Source organism: Agrobacterium tumefaciens, from assembly GCA_025560025.1.
Classification (GTDB): domain Bacteria; phylum Pseudomonadota; class Alphaproteobacteria; order Rhizobiales; family Rhizobiaceae; genus Agrobacterium.
Genome location: CP048486.1, coordinates 861,722 through 882,190, shown reverse-complemented (window position 1 = coordinate 882,190; position 20,469 = coordinate 861,722). Strand labels below are relative to the sequence as shown.

General features: G+C 59.2%; 19 protein-coding genes. All 19 read left to right on the top strand.

Annotated elements, in window-relative coordinates:
* Positions 1–23: 23 nt before the first annotated feature.
* The 19 genes from FY152_18050 (at position 24) to OpgC (ending at position 20,411) form a co-directional block, all read left to right on the top strand.
* Positions 24–239 carry an HVA1 family protein gene (locus FY152_18050; protein ID UXS35102.1) on the top strand — a complete coding sequence of 72 codons (216 nt, stop codon included), beginning with the start codon at positions 24–26 and terminating at the stop codon, positions 237–239.
* Positions 240–274: 35 nt separating this feature from the next.
* Positions 275–856 carry a damage-inducible protein DinB gene (locus tag FY152_18045; protein ID UXS34058.1) on the top strand — a complete coding sequence of 194 codons (582 nt, stop codon included), beginning with the start codon at positions 275–277 and terminating at the stop codon, positions 854–856.
* On the top strand, positions 853–1,380 hold the full coding sequence (locus FY152_18040) for an NUDIX hydrolase (GenBank protein ID UXS34057.1): 528 nt from the start codon (positions 853–855) through the stop codon (positions 1,378–1,380). The genes FY152_18045 and FY152_18040 overlap by 4 nt, the downstream gene beginning before the upstream one ends.
* The gene (locus tag FY152_18035; protein UXS34056.1) at positions 1,377–1,913 is read left to right on the top strand and encodes an NUDIX hydrolase; all 537 of its coding nucleotides are present in this window, start codon (positions 1,377–1,379) and stop codon (positions 1,911–1,913) included. Before FY152_18040 ends, FY152_18035 begins: the two co-directional genes overlap by 4 nt.
* The gene (gene ybgC / locus FY152_18030; GenBank protein UXS34055.1) at positions 1,910–2,350 is read left to right on the top strand and encodes a tol-pal system-associated acyl-CoA thioesterase; all 441 of its coding nucleotides are present in this window, start codon (positions 1,910–1,912) and stop codon (positions 2,348–2,350) included. Before FY152_18035 ends, ybgC begins: the two co-directional genes overlap by 4 nt.
* Positions 2,351–2,611: 261 nt before the next feature.
* Positions 2,612–3,331, top strand: coding sequence for a protein TolQ (gene tolQ / locus FY152_18025; GenBank protein UXS34054.1), 720 nt, complete (start codon positions 2,612–2,614; stop codon positions 3,329–3,331).
* Between the two features lie 57 nt (positions 3,332–3,388).
* Complete coding sequence (tolR, locus tag FY152_18020; protein ID UXS34053.1) at positions 3,389–3,850, top strand: protein TolR; 462 nt, start codon at positions 3,389–3,391, stop codon at positions 3,848–3,850.
* Positions 3,851–3,859: 9 nt separating this feature from the next.
* Positions 3,860–5,029, top strand: coding sequence for a hypothetical protein (locus FY152_18015; protein UXS34052.1), 1,170 nt, complete (start codon positions 3,860–3,862; stop codon positions 5,027–5,029).
* Positions 5,030–5,049: 20 nt separating this feature from the next.
* A complete protein-coding gene (tolB, locus tag FY152_18010; protein ID UXS34051.1) occupies positions 5,050–6,357 on the top strand; it encodes a Tol-Pal system protein TolB in 1,308 nt (435 codons plus the stop codon).
* 208 nt (positions 6,358–6,565) lie between these two features.
* The gene (gene pal / locus FY152_18005) at positions 6,566–7,099 is read left to right on the top strand and encodes a peptidoglycan-associated lipoprotein Pal (protein ID UXS34050.1); all 534 of its coding nucleotides are present in this window, start codon (positions 6,566–6,568) and stop codon (positions 7,097–7,099) included.
* Positions 7,100–7,257: 158 nt separating this feature from the next.
* The gene (gene ybgF / locus FY152_18000; GenBank protein ID UXS34049.1) at positions 7,258–8,271 is read left to right on the top strand and encodes a tol-pal system protein YbgF; all 1,014 of its coding nucleotides are present in this window, start codon (positions 7,258–7,260) and stop codon (positions 8,269–8,271) included.
* A 26-nt stretch (positions 8,272–8,297) separates the two neighbouring features.
* Positions 8,298–9,635 carry a tRNA lysidine(34) synthetase TilS gene (gene tilS / locus FY152_17995; GenBank protein UXS34048.1) on the top strand — a complete coding sequence of 446 codons (1,338 nt, stop codon included), beginning with the start codon at positions 8,298–8,300 and terminating at the stop codon, positions 9,633–9,635.
* Positions 9,636–9,789: 154 nt separating this feature from the next.
* Complete coding sequence (locus tag FY152_17990; GenBank protein UXS34047.1) at positions 9,790–11,754, top strand: ATP-dependent metallopeptidase FtsH/Yme1/Tma family protein; 1,965 nt, start codon at positions 9,790–9,792, stop codon at positions 11,752–11,754.
* Positions 11,755–11,945: 191 nt separating this feature from the next.
* Positions 11,946–13,298, top strand: coding sequence for a phosphoglucosamine mutase (locus tag FY152_17985; GenBank protein ID UXS34046.1), 1,353 nt, complete (start codon positions 11,946–11,948; stop codon positions 13,296–13,298).
* Between the two features lie 185 nt (positions 13,299–13,483).
* Positions 13,484–14,329, top strand: coding sequence for a porin family protein (locus tag FY152_17980; protein ID UXS34045.1), 846 nt, complete (start codon positions 13,484–13,486; stop codon positions 14,327–14,329).
* 208 nt (positions 14,330–14,537) lie between these two features.
* Positions 14,538–15,716, top strand: a complete 1,179-nt coding sequence (locus FY152_17975) for a phosphoserine transaminase (GenBank protein ID UXS34044.1) — start codon at positions 14,538–14,540, stop codon at positions 15,714–15,716.
* Positions 15,717–15,799: 83 nt separating this feature from the next.
* Complete coding sequence (locus FY152_17970) at positions 15,800–17,395, top strand: phosphoglycerate dehydrogenase (protein ID UXS34043.1); 1,596 nt, start codon at positions 15,800–15,802, stop codon at positions 17,393–17,395.
* A gap of 225 nt (positions 17,396–17,620) precedes the next feature.
* The gene (locus tag FY152_17965) at positions 17,621–18,706 is read left to right on the top strand and encodes a Tim44 domain-containing protein (protein UXS34042.1); all 1,086 of its coding nucleotides are present in this window, start codon (positions 17,621–17,623) and stop codon (positions 18,704–18,706) included.
* Positions 18,707–19,220: 514 nt separating this feature from the next.
* Positions 19,221–20,411: a succinyl transferase OpgC gene (gene OpgC, locus FY152_17960; GenBank protein UXS34041.1), complete on the top strand. Its 1,191-nt coding sequence runs from the start codon at positions 19,221–19,223 to the stop codon at positions 20,409–20,411.
* Positions 20,412–20,469: the final 58 nt, after the last annotated feature.

Sequence of the window (20,469 nt, the reverse complement as noted above, 5' to 3'; positions counted from 1 at the left end):
TCTTTGGTACGGAGATGATCATGTTGGTGTATCGCAAGGGCACGAAGGTCCGGTGGAACTGGGGCAGTGGTACCGGTGAAGGTAAAATCGTCGAGACTTTCACGGATAATGTCGAACGCACCATCGCCGGCTCCAGAATAAAGCGGAGGGCGAGCAGGCAGGAGCCTGCCTATCTGATCGAACAGGAAGACGGCGCCAGGGTTCTGAAAAGCAGATCGGAGCTTGAACGCGTCGATTGAAAACGCCGATATTCGACGTCAATGGAGGAATCCATATGCCTTACGATCCGCTGCGGATCTTCCGCAAACTCGCGCGCAACAACCGGCTGGCCAATTTCCGGCTGCACCAAGCCTGTCTTCAGCTTTCGCAGGAGGAGTTTATCGCCCGTCGTGTCAGCTTCTTTCCAACGCTCCGCGCCACGCTGAACCACATCTACACCGTCGACCGATTCTATATCGATGCCCTCCAGGGCGGGACGCTCGGTCTGGCTGCCTTTGCCACAGAGGAGCCCTTCGCCACGATGCCGGCGCTGCGGAGCGCCCAGATGGACCTGGACGAGGTACTGATCGCCTTTGTCGACGGGCTCGATGAAGACGGCCTTGCCGCAACCGTCAATATCCATCGCGGCACGCGCATCCAGCAGGATCGCTGCGACGATATCCTGTCCCATCTCTTCCAGCACCAGACGCATCATCGGGGGCAGGCGCATGCCATGTTGTCCGGCACCATGATCAAGCCGCCGCAACTGGATGAATTCATTGTGGGCGATGATGCAAAGGCAAGAAAAGAAGAGATGGATGCGTTAGGGTGGACGGAAACCGATTTGATGTTTCCAGCCCGCAGGTCCGGACAATGACGCACGATAACAAGACGCAGGACACCCGCATCCGCATGAAGTTCAAGCCGAAACGCATTTTCCAGATGCGTGTCGCAGGGCTGGCGTTTCGTGATGGACACGTGCTGGTGCACCGGGCATCGCATGAAAAATTCTGGACCTTTCCGGGTGGCCGCGCCGAAATGGGCGAGCGCTCGGAGGAAACGCTGGCGCGCGAAATGGTGGAGGAGCTTGGCGTCGAGGCCAAGGTCGGGCGGCTTTTATGGGCGGTTGAGAATTTTTTCCACTACGAGGGCAAGGACTGGCACGAACTCGGTTTCTATTACCTGATGGACTTGCCGGAGACGCTGGCTTTTCATCCCACCGCAATCATCCACCGTGTTCAGGACGGCGATAACGAGCTGGAATTCCGCTGGGTCGCGGCGACCCGGCAGGCATTGACGGAGCTTGATATTCCGCCCTATTTCATCGCCGACGAAATAGAACACCTGCCGAAGACGACGAGACATCTCGTCTGGCATGACGGCGATCTGGACGATAAATGACTTCTGCCCCCGAACGCCACATGATCCGGCTGGACCGGAAACCGCAGCTTTTCAGCATGCGCGTCGCGGCGCTTATTTTTCAGAACGACCATATTCTCGTCCAGCGCGGCACCAAGGACAGTTATTGGGCCTTGCCGGGCGGGCGGGCGGAAATAGGCGAAAGCTCGCAGGAAACCATCATCCGCGAGATCGGCGAGGAGCTTGATCGGGATTGTACCGTTGAGCGCCTCCTCTGGTCGGCCGAGAATTTTTTCGCCTATGACGATTATGCCGCGCATGAGCTGGCGTTTTATTATCTGGTTTCGCTTCGCCAGGCCTTTCCTTTCCATGGTACCGATATCGTGCACCGGGTGCTGGATGGCGTCGAGGTAGAGTTCCGCTGGCTGCCTGCGCAATCTTCCACCCTGCTGGATCACGATCTCAGGCCTCGTTTTATTGCAGACCGCATCGAGAACCTGCCCCAGCGCCACGAGCATCTTATCGTCCGCGAAGGTTGCTTCGATGCGGCCGAACTTTCCAGGGAGACAGTATGAGCGAGCTTTTGGTTTCGCTTTCAGGCGAACTCATCGAACACGGGCACCGCCTGACACAACGCGTCTATTATGAGGACACGGATTTTTCCGGCCTCGTGTATCACGCGCGCTATCTGCATTTTCTCGAGCGTGGACGCACCGATTACCTGCGTTGTCTCGGTTGCGAGCAGAGCGCGCTTCTGACGGCTGACGAGGAAGGCCTTGTTTTCGTCGTCCACCGCATGGAGATCGATTTCAAGACCCCGGCGCGGATGGATGATGTGCTGACAATCACCACTGTGACAGAAAAGGCCGGCGGCGCGAAAATGGTGCTCAATCAGGAAATCCGGCGTGGTGAAACCCTGCTGGTTGCCGCGAGGGTCATCATTGCCGTCATCAATGCCAATGGTCGCCCAAGGCGTCTTCCGGAGACGGTGGCGGAAAAATTCCTGAAGTAATTGGCGGCCCGGTCCAGTAAATCCACCAGGCGTGGCGCGGTTGTAACACTCCTTTAACCATAATGGTGTCTTACTTTAGCAACTGGCATTTGTGCGGCGCACGCCTTCCTTTCACCAAATTTATTGGCAAGTAAGGCTTACTGGCAAGTATCGGGGTATGGCAAAGGGGTTGGCGGCTGTCGCCGCATGACTTCGAGCGTTAACACGCGTTTGAATCGCCCGGTCCCGTACCGGGCGTTTGGATTCGGGGATTGGATATTTATGGAACAGGCAGGTTTGGCAGCGGCGACGCACGATGTAAGTCTCTGGGCACTGTTTATGCAGGCGGGCCTCATCGTGAAGCTCGTGATGATCGGACTTATCGCCGCCTCGGTCTGGACGTGGGCGATCGTCTTTGACAAATATGTGAGCTTCGGCAAGGCAAAGCGCCAGTTCGACCAGTTCGAACAGGTCTTCTGGTCTGGCCAGTCGCTAGAGGAGCTTTATCGCACGCTGGCGGAACGCCAGAATGGCGGTCTTGCGGCAATTTTCGTTTCCGCCATGCGGGAATGGAAAAAATCATTCGAACGCGGCGCGCGTTCGCCCATCGGTCTGCAGATGCGTATCGACCGGGCGATGGATGTAACGATCGCGCGTGAAGGCGAACAATATGAGGCTCGCCTCGGTTCGCTCGCCACCATCGGCTCGGCTGGTCCCTTTATCGGCCTCTTCGGTACGGTTGTCGGTATCATGACCTCGTTCCAGGCGATTGCCGGTTCGAAGTCGACCAACCTTGCGGTCGTGGCGCCGGGTATCGCCGAAGCGCTTCTGGCAACGGCTATCGGCCTTGTCGCGGCTATTCCGGCAGTTATCGCCTATAACAAGTTCACGGCCGACGCGCACAAGCTTTCCGCCCGTATGGAAGGCTTCGCCGACGAGTTCTCCGCGATCCTGTCGCGCCAGATCGATGAAAAACTTCAGACACGGCAGGCCGCCCAATAAGCGGCCCCAATGCATGCTGTGCAGTAATTTGCCGCAAGGCAAAATGGAGTAGATGATATGGGTATGTCAGCAGGTGGCAGCGGCGGCGGTTCCGGTGGACGCCGGGGTGGGCGCGGCGGACGGCGCAAAGGCGGCGCGATAAGCGAGATCAACGTGACGCCGCTGGTCGACGTCATGCTCGTGCTGCTCATCATCTTCATGGTGGCAGCGCCGATGATGACGGTCGGCGTACCGATCGATCTGCCGCAGACATCCGCCAATGCGCTGAATTCGGACACGCAGCCGATCACCATTTCGGTCAATGCCAATGGCCAGATCCATTTGCAGGAGACCGAAATCCAGGCGGCCGAAGTGGCCGACAAGCTGCAGGCAATCGCCACGACTGGTTATAACGAACGTATCTTCGTGCGCGCGGATTCCGTTGCCGCATACGGCGTCGTCGCCGATGTGATGGCGCGTATCCAGGCGGCGGGCTTCAAGAATATCGGCCTTGTGACCCAGCAGAAACAGGACAATTGACGTAAAACGATGAAGGGCAGCATCACCACATCCGCGATCGTGCATGCGTCGCTTCTGGCTTTCGCCCTCGTTTCCCTGGGCTCGCCGGAACCGCTCGACGTGTCGCAGGCCGAGGCCTTGCCGGTGGAACTGGTGCCCATTGAGGAACTGACCCAGATCCAGCAGGGCGACAAGAAGGCACCGAAGGCGGAAAAGTCCGCTCCTGTTCCGACCACACGTCCTGACATCATCGAGAACGCCCAGAATGTCGGCAACAACACGGCCGATCTTGACGCGCCGCCGACGCCGACCACCAAGCCTAACGACAATATCAGCGCCGCTGCCCCGCCAAAGCAGGAAAAGCCGCAGCCGGTCGTCGATACCAAGGCGAACGAGGTAAAGGAAATCGTCAAGGAAGAGACCTCGGCTCCCAAGCCGCAGGAAATGGCCGCCTTGCCGCAAACCAAACCTGAAATTGCGCCCCAGCCGAAGACGGAGCCGCCCCCGCAGGAAACCAAGGCGGAAGAACCGCCGCCGGCCACGCAGGAGCCGGCCGAGATTCCCGTGCCGCAGAACGTTCCACGCCCGAATTCCCGCCCCGAGCCGCCGAAGCCGGAAGAGCCGAAGCAGGCTGAAACCAAGCCTGCAGAGCAGAAGCCCGCTGAAAAACCGGCCGAGACCAAGCCCGACCAGGCAAAGTCCACCGACAAGCCTTCCGACAAGAAGCCGGGCGAGAAGAAGCAGGAGACGGCGAAATCCGCCTCGTCCAAGGAAAGCGATTTCAACGCCGACGATGTTGCAGCCCTGTTGAACAAGCAGGCGCCCTCCGGTGGCGGCGCGAAGCGGTCGACGCAAACCGCTTCGCTTGGCGGCAAGAAGACAACGGGCGGTTCGACGCTCAGCCAGACGGAAATGGATGCGCTGCGTGGCGCGATCCAGAAGAACTGGCAGATCATTCCCGGCATGGCGGATGCCTCGGACGTTCGCGTTCGGGTCACCATGAAGCTCGACCGTGATGGAACCATCATCGGTCGGCCCGAGATCGAAGCAACGGGCGGTTCCGAAGGAACGCGCCGTGCTCTTTCCGGCGGAGCCTATCGCGCCATTATGCGTTCTGCTCCGTTCACGAACCTTCCTGCCGACAAATATGACGCATGGAACGAAGTCGTTGTGAACTTCGATCCCAGTGAATTGCTATGAATGCTGAAAGGCCTGGCAACATGAAAATATTCTCGCCGATCCGGCTGGTGCTCGCTGTCGCGGCCCTCATGTCGGTTTTCTCCGCACCGGCTTTTGCGCGGGTGGAAATCAACATCAACAAGGGTAACGTCGAGCCCTTGCCCATCGCCATCACCGACTTCATGTCGGGAGACGGCATCGGTGCCCAGGTTTCGGCCGTCATCGCAGCCGATCTGCAGCGCTCCGGTCTTTTCGCGCCGGTCAACAAGAGCGCCTTCATCGAAAAGATTACCAGTCCGGATCAGCAGCCGCGTTTTGAAGACTGGAAGGTTATCAACGCCCAGGCGCTTGTGACCGGCCGCGTGACACGCGAAAGCGATGGCCGCCTGCGTGCCGAATTCCGGCTGTGGGATACTTTTGCGGGCCAGCAAATGACCGGCCAGCAATTCTTCACCCAGCCGGAAAACTGGCGCCGTGTCGCCCACATCATCGCGGATGCCATCTATGAGCGGATCACGGGTGAGAAGGGTTACTTCGACACCCGCGTTGTCTTCGTCTCCGAAAGCGGCCCGAAGACGGCCCGCAAGCGCCAGCTGTCGATCATGGATCAGGACGGTTTCAACGTCCGTAACCTCACCAATTCCAATGACATCGTTCTGACGCCGCGTTTCTCGCCGAACCGTCAGGAAGTGACCTACATGTCCTTCGAGGGCCAGCAGCCGCGCGTTTACCTGCTGCAGCTGGAAACCGGACAGCGCGAAGTCGTTGGCAACTTCCCCGGCATGACGTTCTCGCCGCGCTTCTCGCCTGATGGACAGAAGGTCATCATGAGTCTGCAGCAGGATGGCAACGCCAATATCTACACCATGGACCTGCGCTCGCGCACCACGACGCGGCTGACGAACACGTCCGCGATTGATACGGCGCCATCATTTTCTCCGGATGGACAGCGCGTCGCCTTTGAAAGCGACCGTGGCGGCCGTCAGCAGATTTATGTGATGAATGCGGATGGTTCCGGCCAGCAGCGCCTCTCCTTCGGCGATGGTTCCTATTCCACGCCGGTATGGTCGCCGCGCGGCGATCTGATCGCCTTCACCAAACAGTCGGGCGGCAAGTTCTCCATCGGCGTGATGAAGACCGACGGTTCGGGCGAGCGCATTCTGACCAGCGGCTTCCACAATGAAGGCCCGACCTGGGCGCCGAACGGCCGCGTGCTGATGTTCTTCCGTCAGAACGCCGGTGCCGGCGGTCCGCAGCTCTATTCGATCGACCTGACGGGCTATAACGAACAGCTCATCAAGACGCCGACCTTTGCTTCGGACCCGGCATGGTCGCCGCTTCTGGACTGATATGACTGTCATGACGGCGTCGGAATATCCGGCGCCGTCATGTTTTATGCATGCCATGCGGGAATGCGCCTCTTTCTTGCCGCAAACTGTTGTGAGGGAGCAAAAAAGTGGGACATTTCCTTTCTGTTAACCATAAGCGTTTGCCGGCTATTAACCGCGATCAGTTATTGTCTGGCAACGTTATTGAAATTCCAAGGAGAGACCGGCGATGAGCCGTACACACATTTCGGCACTCAGCCCGATGCAGAAACTGGCCCGTAACCCGGCTGTCATCGCCATGACGCTCGCGCTTGCTCTCGCAGGCTGCGCGAACAAGAAGAACATGCCGAACAGCGCCGGTGAACTCGGCCTTGGTGGCGCGGGTTCCGCAACGCCGGGCTCCCAGCAGGACTTCACGGTCAATGTCGGCGACCGCATCTTCTTCGATACGGACTCGACCTCGATCCGCGCCGATGCGCAGCAGACCCTGCAGCGCCAGGCACAGTGGCTCGCCCGTTACCCGAACTACGCGATCACGGTCGAAGGCCATGCCGACGAACGCGGTACACGCGAATACAACCTTGCACTCGGCGCCCGCCGCGCTGCTGCAACCCGTGACTTCCTGGCTTCCCAGGGCGTTCCGGCAAACCGCATGAAGACGATCTCCTACGGCAAGGAACGTCCGGTCGCCGTTTGCGACGACATCTCCTGCTGGTCGCAGAACCGCCGCGCCGTTACGGTTCTCGGTGGCGCGGGCATGTGATTGCCTGACGTTATTGTGATCTCAAATGGAAGGCGGTCTTCGGGCCGCCTTTTGTTTTTTTCATAGTTTGGCCGAAGTTAAGTTGCTTTTTTGGTTGATATGGAAAAAATCCGGCTTGCGCCATTCCGGTGCAAATCAGTTAAGGCAGGACGAATGAGATGAAGAAACTTGTCGTGGCGGGAATGCTGGGGCTTGCAGCCTGCACCGGCCTGAGCGGCATCGCCGTTTCGGGTCCGCTGTTCGGTGCGGGGGGTAGCTTCGGCACGATCAACTCTCAACAGGCCCCGGTCGTCCGGGTTCAGGCCAATGAAGCCTATCGGGTTCAGCAGCTTGAAGAACAGATCCGGCAGCTCAACGGCCGTATCGAGGAAATGAGCTTCCAGCTTTTGCAGATGCAGGAAACGATCCGCAAGGCGCAGGAGGACAATGAGTTCCGCTTCCAGGAACTGGAAAGCGGCAATGCCGGCGGCAAGGCCGCAAGTCCCGCGACGCCGAAAAAGAAGGCGGAGGCCAGTCCGGTAAGTCCGGCCACGCCACCGACCGACGACGTTGCAACGATTATCGAAACGCCACCCGAGGGTGGCGCTTCCGTTTCGCCATCTGCTCCTTCCAATGCGCCGACAGGCGCACCGGGAGAGACGACACTCGGCTCCATCGAACTCGATTCCAAGGGAATGCCGATTGGCGGTACGCTCAATCAGGGCGCCAACAACTCGTCAGGCAGTCTTCCCGGTGTGACCACCGGCAATAGCCCGCGCAAGACCGATCCGGTCAATACGGCGGCGCTGACCAGCGAGAGCGATATCTATCAGGCCGCTTACGGCCATGTTCTTTCCGGTGACTACAAGCTGGCGGAGCAGGGTTTCCAGCAATATCTCCAGGGTTATCCCAAGGGCGCTAAGGCTGCGGATGCCAGCTTCTGGCTGGGCGAGGCGCTATATTCGCAGGGCAAGTTCAACGAGGCAGCAAAAACCTTCCTGAACGGTCACCAGACCTATGGCAAATCTCCGAAAGCGCCGGAAATGCTGATGAAGCTCGGCATGTCGCTTGCCGCTCTCGACAATACCGAAACCGCCTGCGCCACGCTGCGCGAGGTGCCGAAGCGTTATCCCAGTGCTTCGAAGACCGTGCTGAACAAGGTTGCCAGCGAACAGAAGCGGCTGAGCTGCTGATTTTTCCCTGCGTTGCGGGTGTTTCCATGCCGGTTGATGCCCGTATTCTGAGCCAAAGGACAGTTGCGCCGCTTGCGGCGGCAAGGTCGTTTGTCGAAAATCTTCGCAAACCCGCCCATATCCTCGTCGCAATCTCCGGCGGCAGTGATTCAACCGGCCTGTTGCTGGCATTGCATGAGGCAGCAGCGGAATGGAGTCAGGACCGTTTGCGACTTTCCGCCGTTACGGTCGACCATGCGCTGAGAGCGGAATCCGCCGATGAGGCGCTCAAGGTCGGCGTGCTTTGTGCGGAGCTTGGCATCCCCCACGTCATTCGCCGATGGGACGATGCCAAACCGGCCTCGGGCCTTTCCGAAGCCTCCCGGCTTGCCCGTTACCGCCTAATTGCCGAGGTTGCCCGTGAGATCGGCGCCGATCTTGTCGTGACCGGACATACCGTCGGCGACCAGCGTGAGACCGTGGCGATGCGTGCCGCCCGCGGCGGCGGCTCTGACAATCCAGGTCTCTCCGGCATGGCGGACGCAGTCTTATACGATAGTCGTCACTGGATCATGAGGCCGTTTCTGATGTGCGAGAGGCAGGCGATCCGCGACTACGTCTCGTCCTGCTCACGCAGCTGGTTTGACGATCCGAGCAATGAGAATATCCGATATGAGAGAGTGCGGGTGCGGCAGGCGCTTGCCCCTTCCCCTGTCCGTATCGATGTGGAGGCTTCTCTGAAAAGACAGGCGCTTTCCGAAAAAACAGCCATTTTCCTGCGCGGTCACACAGAGGTCTTTCACGCCGCGCTGGCCAGATTGGCCGGCGATGGCATCGATCCCGATCTTCCAGAGTTCCGGCATGGGCTGGCGGCGCTGGTCGCCACCCTGGGCGGAAGGGCATATTTTCCCGCCGCAGGCAGCATGGAGCGCGTTTTGCGGTTTCTCAAAACGGGTGAAAACGGGCGACTGACGGTTGGGCGCGTCCTGCTCGATCGTCGGAGGGACGGGCTCTATATGTTTCGCGAGCAGCGAAACCTGCCGGAGCTTCCAGTAGGCGCGTATCAACAGGGGCTGTGGGACGATCGTTTCCTTGTGAAGAACGGATCGGCTTTTCCAGTCCATGTCAAAGCGCGCAGGACCGGTGACGCTGCGCAAGCGGCTGCGCTTTTTTCGTCGGTACCGGCTGGGGTGGCGAAGCCGGCAATGGCGGGTCTGCCGCAAATCGTCGCAGCGACGGATGGGCCGGGTTCGTTATCAGATGCCATCATCATTACGCCGAGGCTTGCACCTTTTGATCTTTTCCTGCCGCGCTTCGACCTGGAGTTGGCGAATGCAATCGCCAATTTATTCGGACGGGCGGCATATCCACAGCCCCCGGTTTAAATCCGGCCTCTTTTTCGTGAATTGCCTTGGAATACTTTTTACACCAAAACGCATCAGATAACGCCCTTCGCCTTGGCAACGGCAGATGTCGTCCTTATGTTAGGGGCACGTAAGAGCGGGCAGCAAACATGCCCGTGTGAGTTCGGGGAGTTCGATGAACCCAAATTTCAGAAATTTCGCCTTGTGGGCCGTGATCGCCCTCTTGCTGATCGCGCTGTTCAGCATGTTCCAGACGTCGCCGACGCAAACGGGTTCGCGGGAAATTCCGTATTCCCAGTTTCTTCGCGATGTGGATTCCGGGCGAGTTCGCGACGTGACCGTCACCGGTAACCGGGTTCTCGGAACCTATACCGAAAACGGCACGGCCTTTCAGACCTATTCCCCCGTCATCGACGACAGCCTGATGGAGCGGTTGCAAAGCAAGAACGTGACCATCGTGGCGCGTCCTGAAAGCGACGGATCCTCCGGTTTTTTGAGCTATCTCGGTACGCTTTTGCCGATGTTCCTCATCCTCGGCGTCTGGCTGTTCTTCATGCGGCAGATGCAGGGCGGCTCGCGTGGCGCAATGGGCTTTGGCAAGTCCAAGGCCAAGCTTCTGACGGAAGCCCATGGCCGCGTGACGTTTGACGATGTTGCCGGCGTGGACGAAGCCAAGCAGGACCTCGAGGAAATCGTCGAATTCCTGCGCGATCCGCAGAAGTTCCAGCGCCTCGGCGGTAAAATCCCGCGCGGCGTGCTTCTGGTCGGCCCTCCCGGTACCGGTAAGACGCTTCTGGCGCGTTCCGTCGCCGGTGAAGCCAATGTGCCCTTCTTCACCATTTCCGGTTCGGACTTCGTGGAAATGTTCGTGGGCGTCGGTGCAAGCCGCGTGCGTGACATGTTCGAACAGGCGAAGAAGAACGCACCCTGCATCATCTTCATCGACGAAATCGACGCTGTCGGTCGCCATCGTGGCGCCGGTCTTGGCGGCGGTAACGATGAGCGCGAACAGACGCTGAACCAGCTGCTGGTCGAGATGGACGGTTTCGAGGCGAATGAAGGCATCATCCTTATCGCCGCCACCAACCGTCCTGACGTTCTTGACCCGGCACTTCTGCGTCCCGGCCGTTTCGACCGTCAGGTCGTCGTGCCGAACCCGGACATCGTTGGCCGTGAGCGCATCCTCAAGGTGCATATCCGCAACGTGCCGCTGGCGCCGAATGTCGATCTCAAGGTTCTGGCCCGCGGCACCCCCGGTTTTTCGGGTGCGGACCTGATGAACCTCGTCAACGAAGCTGCCCTTATGGCCGCCCGCCGCAACAAGCGTGTGGTCACCATGCAGGAATTCGAAGACGCCAAGGACAAGATCATGATGGGTGCGGAACGCCGCTCCTCCGCCATGACCGAGGCAGAAAAGAAGCTGACCGCCTACCACGAAGCCGGCCATGCCATCACCGCGCTGAAGGTTGCCGTGGCCGATCCGTTGCACAAGGCGACGATCATCCCGCGCGGCCGTGCACTCGGCATGGTCATGCAGCTGCCGGAAGGCGACCGCTACTCCATGAGCTACAAGTGGATGGTGTCGCGCCTCGTCATCATGATGGGTGGACGTGTTGCCGAGGAACTGACTTTCGGCAAGGAGAACATCACGTCAGGCGCGTCTTCGGATATCGAGCAGGCCACCAAGCTTGCCCGCGCCATGGTCACGCAATGGGGCTTCTCCGATGCTCTTGGCCAGGTTTCCTACGGTGAGAACCAGCAGGAAGTCTTCCTTGGCCATTCCGTCTCGCAGTCGAAGAATGTCTCCGAAGCAACGGCGCAGACGATCGACACCGAAGTTCGCCGTCTGATCGACGAGGCCTATACCGAGGCACGGCGTATCCTGACTGATAACCACGATGGATTCGTCGCCATTGCCGAGGGCCTTCTTGAATACGAAACCCTGACGGGTGACGAGATCAAGGCCCTGCTGAAGGGCGAGAAGCCCGCCCGCGATCTGGGCGACGATTCTCCCGGCAGCCGCGGTTCGGCAGTGCCGAAGGCCGGCACCAAGAAGGACGGCCCGAGTGAAGTGAAGGGCGATGGCGAAGCCAAGGGCGATGGTGAGGCCGAAGGCGGCATGGAGCCGCAGCCGCACTGATCGCCAGCGCCGAGCGAGCGATTGTAAAAGGCCACCCGGTTTTCCGGGTGGCCTTTTCAGTTTGGTAACAAGATATAAGCCATTTTTGCGGTAATTTACGTGCTGTTTATCGTGGTTTGTGGCATCTAGCCAAAAACGCTTCCGGCTGTTTTCAGCTTTTGCCGGAATGCTGGAAAAGATTTGGAGTTCAAATGGCACGCCGTTATTTCGGAACCGATGGTATCCGCGGACAATCGAACGTCTTCCCCATGACGCCGGATCTGGCGATGCGTGTGGGCATTGCGGTCGGCACGATCTTCCGCCGTGGCCATCATCGCCATCGTGTCGTCATCGGCAAGGATACGCGGCTTTCGGGCTACATGCTGGAAAATGCGCTGGTTGCCGGATTTACCGCAGCCGGCCTCGATGTCTTCCTGCTCGGGCCGATCCCGACGCCGGCTGTGGCGATGCTCACCCGCTCGCTGCGTGCCGATATCGGCGTGATGATCTCGGCGTCGCACAATCCCTTTTCCGACAATGGCATCAAGCTGTTCGGACCGGATGGATATAAGCTTTCCGATGAGCTGGAACTGGAGATCGAAGATCTTCTCGACAAGGATATTTACGCGCAGCTTGCCAAGCCGAGCGAGATCGGTCGCGCAAAGCGCGTGGATGGCGATATCTACCGTTATATCGAATTCGTCAAACGCACCCTGCCGCGTGATGTGACGCTGAGCGGACTGAGGATTGCCATCGACTGCGCCAATGGCGCCGCTTACAAGGTGGCCCCGGCGGCACTCTGGGAACTCGGCGCAGAGGTCGTCACCATCGGCAACGAACCGAATGGTATCAATATCAACCTCGAATGCGGCTCCACCCATCCGGAAGCCCTGCAGAAGAAGGTGCATGAGGTGCGGGCCGATATTGGCATCGCGCTCGATGGTGATGCGGACCGCGTCATCATCGTCGACGAACGCGGCGAGATCGTTGATGGCGACCAACTGATGGCCGTGATTGCCGATAGCTGGGCTGACGACAAGACGCTGCGCGGCGGTGGCATCGTCGCCACCGTCATGTCAAACCTCGGTCTCGAACGTTTCCTTGGTGACAAGGGCCTCACCCTTGCCCGTACGAAGGTAGGCGACCGTTATGTTGTTGAGCACATGCGCAACCATAATTTCAACGTCGGCGGCGAGCAGTCCGGCCATATCGTGCTGTCGGATTACGGCACGACCGGCGATGGCCTCGTTGCGGCACTGCAGGTTCTTGCCAAGGTCAAACGCTCCGGCCGCACCGTCAGCGAGGTTTGCCGCAAGTTTGAGCCTGTGCCGCAGCTTTTGAAGAATGTGCGTATTTCGGGCGGCAAGCCGCTTGAAAATCCTATCGTGCAGCAGGCGATTGCGGATGCGGAAAGCGCACTGGCCAATAATGGCCGTCTCGTCATTCGCCCTTCCGGCACGGAACCATTGATCCGCGTCATGGCCGAGGGCGACGACAGCGCGCAGGTGGAGCAGATCGTCAATGATCTCGTCGGCGTTATCTCAAGCGCTCGTTCCGCCGCCTAAGTTGGGCCGATAGCAATAATAGAAAAGCCGGCCGTCCAGCCGGCTTTTTCTTTGAGTATTCGCTAATAAATATAGTGAATGATCGTGGTTAATCGGGACTTAACCATTTTACGCCAATCTCCGTGACTGAACAGTTCACTGGCATCTGCTGTCGCAACGCAGGTGCCTCTTCTGGAGTGGAAGTCATGAAAAATGCTTTGGCCGGCATTCTGGCCGTTCTGATGACCGGCACGAGCGCCTTCGCTGCCGATCTTTATCAAGCCGAACCTGCGCCGGCCTATGTTGAGGCCCCCGAAGTTCAGATCACGCAGTCCAGCGGCTGGTATCTGCGCGGCGATGTTGGTTATTCCTTCAACAAGCTGCGCGGCGCCCATTATTACCAGGGTGGGCCGGGCGGTTATCTGCAGGATTTTGATACCGCCAAAATCAAGGACAGCTATATCATTGGCGCGGGTGTCGGTTATCAGTTCAACAACTATTTCCGCAGCGACGTGACCTTCGACTATATGGGCAAGTCGGATTTCCGCGGCTCCACGATCGGTGGCTGCGGCTCCGTTCCCGGTCCCTGCGTCTCGACTGATCTGAGCTCGCTCCGGGCCTATACACTGATGGCCAATGCCTATGTCGATCTTGGCACTTATGGCCGCATCACGCCTTATGTCGGTGGTGGTATCGGTGGCTCCTATGTCAAGTGGGACAAGCTGCGCAACTCCTCGTGCAGCACCAACGGCCTCGGCTGCGACCCGACCACCGAACATGGCGGCAAGGGCAAGTGGCGCTTTGCTTATGCGCTGATGGCCGGTGCCTCCATCGACGTCACCTGTAACCTGAAGGCCGATATTGGCTATCGTTTCCGCCACATCAACAAGGGCGACATGTTCGGTTACGAGAACAATGGTGGTCCGGGCCGTGACAAGGGTCTTTATTCGCACGAAGTGCGCGTCGGCGGCCGTTATGTCTTCAACGGTTGCGACACGGCACAATACATGCCGCCCGCGGATATTCCGCTGCAGCCTGCCGTTTATAAATAAACGTCACGCCAGACTGATAGCTTCGAGCCGTCCGCATCCTCTCCGGGTGCGGGCGGTTTTTGTTTTAGCGGCATCGCCCATGACGCATATGGACCAAGATTCTTCTGCGTAGCGACATATTCCGCTTGACTGAAACCGGCGACAGGAATAGCAACGGCGTCAGGACACCTCTCCCTAACGAGAGGCGCCTATCTGAAAGGGTAGTCAAATGACAGATATAGTGAAGCCGGGCGTTCGTCCGGGCAATACGCATTTCTCTTCTGGTCCCTGCTCGAAGCGCCCCGGTTGGTCGCTAGATGCTCTCTCCGATGCGCCGCTCGGTCGCTCGCATCGCGCCAAGGTTGGCAAAGCCAAGCTGAAGCAGGCCATCGATCTCACCCGTGAAATTCTTGCTGTTCCTGCCGATTATCGCATCGGTATCGTTCCGGCATCTGATACCGGCGCCGTTGAAATGGCGCTCTGGTCGCTGCTCGGCGAACGCGGCGTTGACATGCTCGCCTGGGAAAGCTTCGGCGCTGGCTGGGTAACCGACGTCGTCAAGCAGCTGAAGCTGAAGGACGTGCGCAAGTTCGAGGCTGATTACGGCCTCCTGCCGAACCTTGCCGAAGTCGATTTCGACCGCGACGTGGTTTTCACCTGGAACGGCACCACTTCGGGCGTTCGCGTCCCCAATGCCGATTTCATCCCGGCCGACCGCAAGGGCCTGACCATCTGCGACGCCACTTCGGCGGCCTTCGCACAGGACATGGACTTTACCAAACTCGACGTCGTTACCTTCTCCTGGCAGAAGGTTCTGGGCGGCGAAGGCGGCCATGGTGTCATCATCCTTTCGCCCCGTGCTGTCGAGCGTCTGCTGAGCTACGCGCCGGCATGGCCGCTGCCGAAAATCTTCCGCATGGTCTCCGGCGGCAAGCTGATCGAAGGCATCTTCACCGGCGAAACCATCAATACGCCGTCCATGCTCTGCGTTGAGGATTACATCGACGCGCTGCTGTGGGCGAAGAACCTCGGTGGCCTCAAGGCACTGATCGGCCGTGCCGATGCCAATGCCAAGGTGATTTACGACTTCATCGAAAAGAATAATTGGATCGCCAATCTGGCCGTCAAGCCGGAAACCCGCTCCAACACCTCCGTCTGCCTGAAGATCGTTGATCCCGAGGTGCAGGCGCTGGATGCGGCCGCGCAGGCTGATTTCGCCAAGGGCGTTGTCGCCCTGCTCGAAAAGGAAAATGTCGCCCTCGATATCGGCGCTTACCGTGACGCCCCGTCCGGTCTGCGTATCTGGGCCGGCGCCACCATCGAGACGGCGGATATGGAAGCCGTCATGCCCTGGCTGGCCTGGGCCTACCAGACGCAGAAGGCAGCACTTTCCAAGGCTGCCGCCTGATTTTGATACCGGCCCTGCGCTGATGCAGGGCCGCACATTCCCCGCTTTCAAAACTGCACCGTTTTTCAAGGAGCCCGTGGACCATGGCACCTCGCGTACTCGTATCCGACGAACTGTCGGAAACCGCCGTTCAGATCTTCCGCGATCGTGGCGTCGAAGTCGATTTCCAGCCGAAGCTCGGCAAGGACAAGGACAAGCTTGCCGAAATCATCGGCAATTACGATGGTCTTGCCATCCGCTCCGCCACCAAGGCAACGGAAAAGCTGATCGAGGCGGCGACCAATCTCAAGGTCATCGGCCGCGCCGGCATCGGCGTCGACAATGTCGATATTCCGGCTGCATCGCGCCGCGGTATCATCGTCATGAACACGCCTTTCGGCAACTCCATCACGACAGCGGAACACGCTATCGCGCTGATGTTCGCCGTTGCGCGCCAGCTTCCGGCCGCTGACAGCTCCACGCAGGCCGGCAAGTGGGAAAAGTCGAAATTCATGGGTGTCGAAATCACCGGTAAGACGCTCGGCGTCATAGGCGCCGGCAACATCGGCTCCATTGTCTGCTCGCGTGCACTCGGCCTCAAGATGCATGTTCTGGCCTATGACCCCTTCCTGTCGCCCGAGCGCGCGCAGGAAATGGGCGTCACCAAGGTTGAACTGGACGAGCTTCTGGCCCAGGCCGATTTCATCACCCTGCACGTGCCGATGACCGACAAGACGCGCGGCATTCTCAATGCAGAGAACCTTGCCAAGACCAAGAAGGGCGTGCGTATCGTCAACTGCGCCCGTGGTGGTCTGGTGGATGAAGCGGCCCTTGCCGATGCCATCAAGTCCGGCCATGTCGCCGGCGCCGGTTTTGACGTGTTCGAAGTCGAGCCCGCCACTGAAAGCCCGCTTTTCGGCCTGCCGAATGTCGTCTGCACGCCGCATCTTGGTGCATCCACCACGGAAGCACAGGAAAACGTCGCCCTTCAGGTTGCCGAGCAGATGTCGGATTACCTCGTCAAGGGTGCGGTTTCCAACGCCATCAACATGCCGTCGATCACGGCGGAAGAAGCGCCGCGCCTGAAGCCCTTCATCCGTCTGGCGGATGTTCTCGGCTCCTTCGTTGGCCAGGTGCAGGAAAGCGCCACCAAGGAAATCGAAATCCTTTATGATGGCGCAACCGCCAACATGAACACGAAGGCATTGACCAGTGCATTGCTGGCCGGCCTGATCCGCAGCCAGGTTGCAGATGTGAACATGGTTTCGGCACCTGTCATGATCAAGGAAAAGGGCATTATCCTCTCCGAGGTCAAGCGCGACAAGACCGGCGTTTACGACGGTTACATCAAGCTGACGGTCAAGACGGAAAACCAGATCCGCTCGGTTGCCGGCACGGTGTTCTCGGATGGCAAGCCGCGCTTCATCCAGATCAAGAACATCAACATGGATGCCGATGTCGGATCGCACATGATCTACATCACCAATACCGACGTTCCCGGCATGATCGGTTTCATGGGCACTACGCTCGGTGAGGCTGGCGTCAACATCGCCAACTTCCAGCTCGGCCGCGAAAAGGAAGGTGGCGACGCCATCGCACTTCTTTATGTCGATGGTCCGGTTTCCGAAACCGTTCTGGACAAGCTGCGCGCCAACCCGGCGATCCGCCAGGTCAAGCCGCTGACTTTCAACGTCGACTGATCTTATCGTTCCTCCCAAGGGGACAATAAGGCCCGGTGCAGGGGAGACCCTGTGCCGGGTTTTTCGTTTTTCCAAACGGCGGTTTTGCTGCGTCAGGTGTCCATCTCGCGTTTCGGTTGCATATCACAAAAAATTTAAGCCGAGTGGTCTAAAAATGATGATCATGAGTTGCTATATCGGCTGCTGACATGCCGCTCATGGGAGGGCGGCCAACAGGAGATAACGATGTTTGCTGCCTTTCGGCGCTTCAAGGGTTTGTTCGCAGTCGCCGCGCTTGGTATCGCGGTGTCTTTCGTGGCGGTTGATATGGCAGAAGCACGCCGGGCCGGCGGCGGTTTCGGCAGCCGTGGTACGCGGACATATTCCGCACCGCCCTCGACCAGCACTGCGCCGGGCCAGACCGCGCCGATTAATCGCAGCATGACCCCCAATACCAACCAGGCAGCGCCGGGTGCTGCCCAGCCAGCCCGTCCCGGTGCGCAGGCGGCCCCGCAGCAGAGCCGTGGCCTGTTTGGCGGCATGATGGGTGGTCTGATGGGCGGCCTGTTGATGGGTGGTCTGTTCGGCATGCTGATGGGCGGCGGTTTTGGCGGCATGGCCGGTTTCTTCGGCATGCTGCTGCAGGTACTGCTTATCGGTGGTCTGGTCATGCTCGCCATGCGTTTCTTCGCATCGCGCCGTCAGGGCCAGCCCGCTTATGGTGCAGCCGGCGGCTCTCAGCGCACGGATCATTCCGGTTCTTCCTTTAATGGCGGCTCGCAGGCAGGTCCTTCCGCGTCTTCGTTCAAGATTCCGAAGATCGGCGCGCTTGCCGGTGCTGCGGGCGGCGCGGCCGCGGCCACTGCCACTGCCGCAACGGTGAAGCCGGTGGCGCACGAGAACGCCATTTCCGAAGGTGATGAGATCGGCATCACCCAGGGAGATCTCGAAACCTTCCAGAAAATGCTGGAAGACGTTCAGTCCGCCTATGCGGCCGAGGACTACGGCACCCTGCGCAAGCTGACGACGCCGGAAGCCATGTCCTATCTCGCCGAGGAGCTGAGCGACAACGCCACGAGCGGCGTGAAAAACGACGTGCGCGACGTGACGCTGCTGCAGGGCGATGTCGCTGAAGCCTGGCATGAAGAAGGCCAGGACTATGCAACGGTTGCGATGCGCTACTCCGCCATCGATGTGATGCGTGACCGTACGTCCGGCAAGGTAATCGAGGGAGACGAGCAGCATCCGTCCGAATCGGTGGAAATGTGGACCTTCGTACGCCGCGCCGGCAACGACAACTGGCAGGTCGCCGCCATTCAGGCCGCCGCCTGAGGCTAGACATAGTACTTTGTGAATGAAACGGCCCGGAGGTCATCACGCACCTCCGGGCTTTCGTTTGTCGTGATCCGCGATATCCCGACATCGACTTCCGTCTTTGGCTTTCCATTGATTCGACCGGCGCCGAGGTGATCCGGCGGAAGAGCGGAGTTCTTCAAAAAGATGACTGATAAATCTCACGGGTGATATCTGTATCGCCCCCGTACGTGGCGGCATCCGTTTCTCCTTGCCATGCAAGGGTTTGCGTCCTCTTCAGCGAGGTGTCGTGCTGGCGCATAGCTCGCTTGCTCCACGGAATTGCCCTTTTTCATTCATCCGGCATTCAGTCCCCGCGTCTTAACCACGGGACATACACGTCAATGTGACTTTTCGTGCCGGTTCTAAACCGCTTTGGAAAGGGAACCTCAGGCGCAAAACAGCGTTGACAATCCAATTCCCGGCCAGCCTCCCGCAAGCCGGGCTGGGTGGCCGGGCAATGCACGGCCCGCGAGAACGGAGAGCTATCGAGATGAAACGCTTTGACCTGATCGACGGGATGCGTGGTTATTTCCTCGTCTTCATGCTGATCAACCATTTGGTGTTTGCCGGCGGATTCTGGCTCGTGGAAATCAACCACCGTCAGTTTGCCTTCGTGGAAGACGCGCAGGGCTTCGTGTTTCTGTCCGGTCTGCTGATCGGCATGGTCTATGCCCGCAAGATGATGAAGTACGGCTATGACGCCGGTAAACAGATGATCTGGAACCGGGCGATGGAGCTTTATCGCTACGCCATGGGTCTGGTCATCGCCGTGCTGTTCTTCCGCATGGTCATCCCGCATGCGCCTTATATCTGGTATAACTGGCTTGGCATGACGACATTCGACGATCCGCTGCGTCTGGCGGCGATTGCGACATTCCTCTTCCAGCCGACCTTCATGGATATCCTGCCGCAATACATCGTCTACATGCTGTTTGCGCCGGTGCTGGTGAAGCTCTGCCTCGACGGCAAGTGGGCCTATGTGATGGCCGGCTCCCTGCTGGTCTGGATGGCCGGTCAGCTCGGTCTTCAGCAGATCGTGACAACGCCGCTCAACGAACTCGTCAAGGGTGCGGATGAGCAGGGCATCCGCGTCAGCTTCAACCTGCTCGGCTGGCAGCTGGTATTCTATTCGGCGCTGGTGATGGGCGCGATGACGGCGCAGAACCGCATTCCGTGGAAGGCGATCTTCTCGCCGCAGCACACATGGCTGCCTAAGGCTGCACTTCTGATCTGCCTGTTCTTCCTGCCGCTGCGCATCGCCACCGCCTGGGGACTGATGCCGGAATTCATGATGGGCAAATTCTCCACCATGGAAATCCGTGCCGATTTCGGTCCGGTCTATCTCATCAACTTCCTTGCCGTGGGTGTCGGCCTGACATGGCTGGTAATCGCTGGCCCGAAACACCATCGTCCGCTTGTGCGCTCCATTGCCGAGGGCGTGATCTGGGTGCTGTCTCTGAAGTTCCTGCAATTGCTCGGCCGCCATTCGCTGCAGGTCTATGTCTGGCACGTGGCCATCGTCTATGGCGTCTATTATCTGGATGGCCGCACGGCGGAACTGTCGCAGGTCAGCAAGACGCTGATCGCCTTCACGGCCATAGGCTTGCTGGCCTTGCCGGCCCTGTGGAGGGAACGCGACAAGTGGATCGGCAGCAGCGGCCAGAAGACCGCTGGCGCTTAACAGGCCCTCAATACCTGAATCTGACGGCTTGACGGGGCGGTTTTCCGCCCCGTACTTG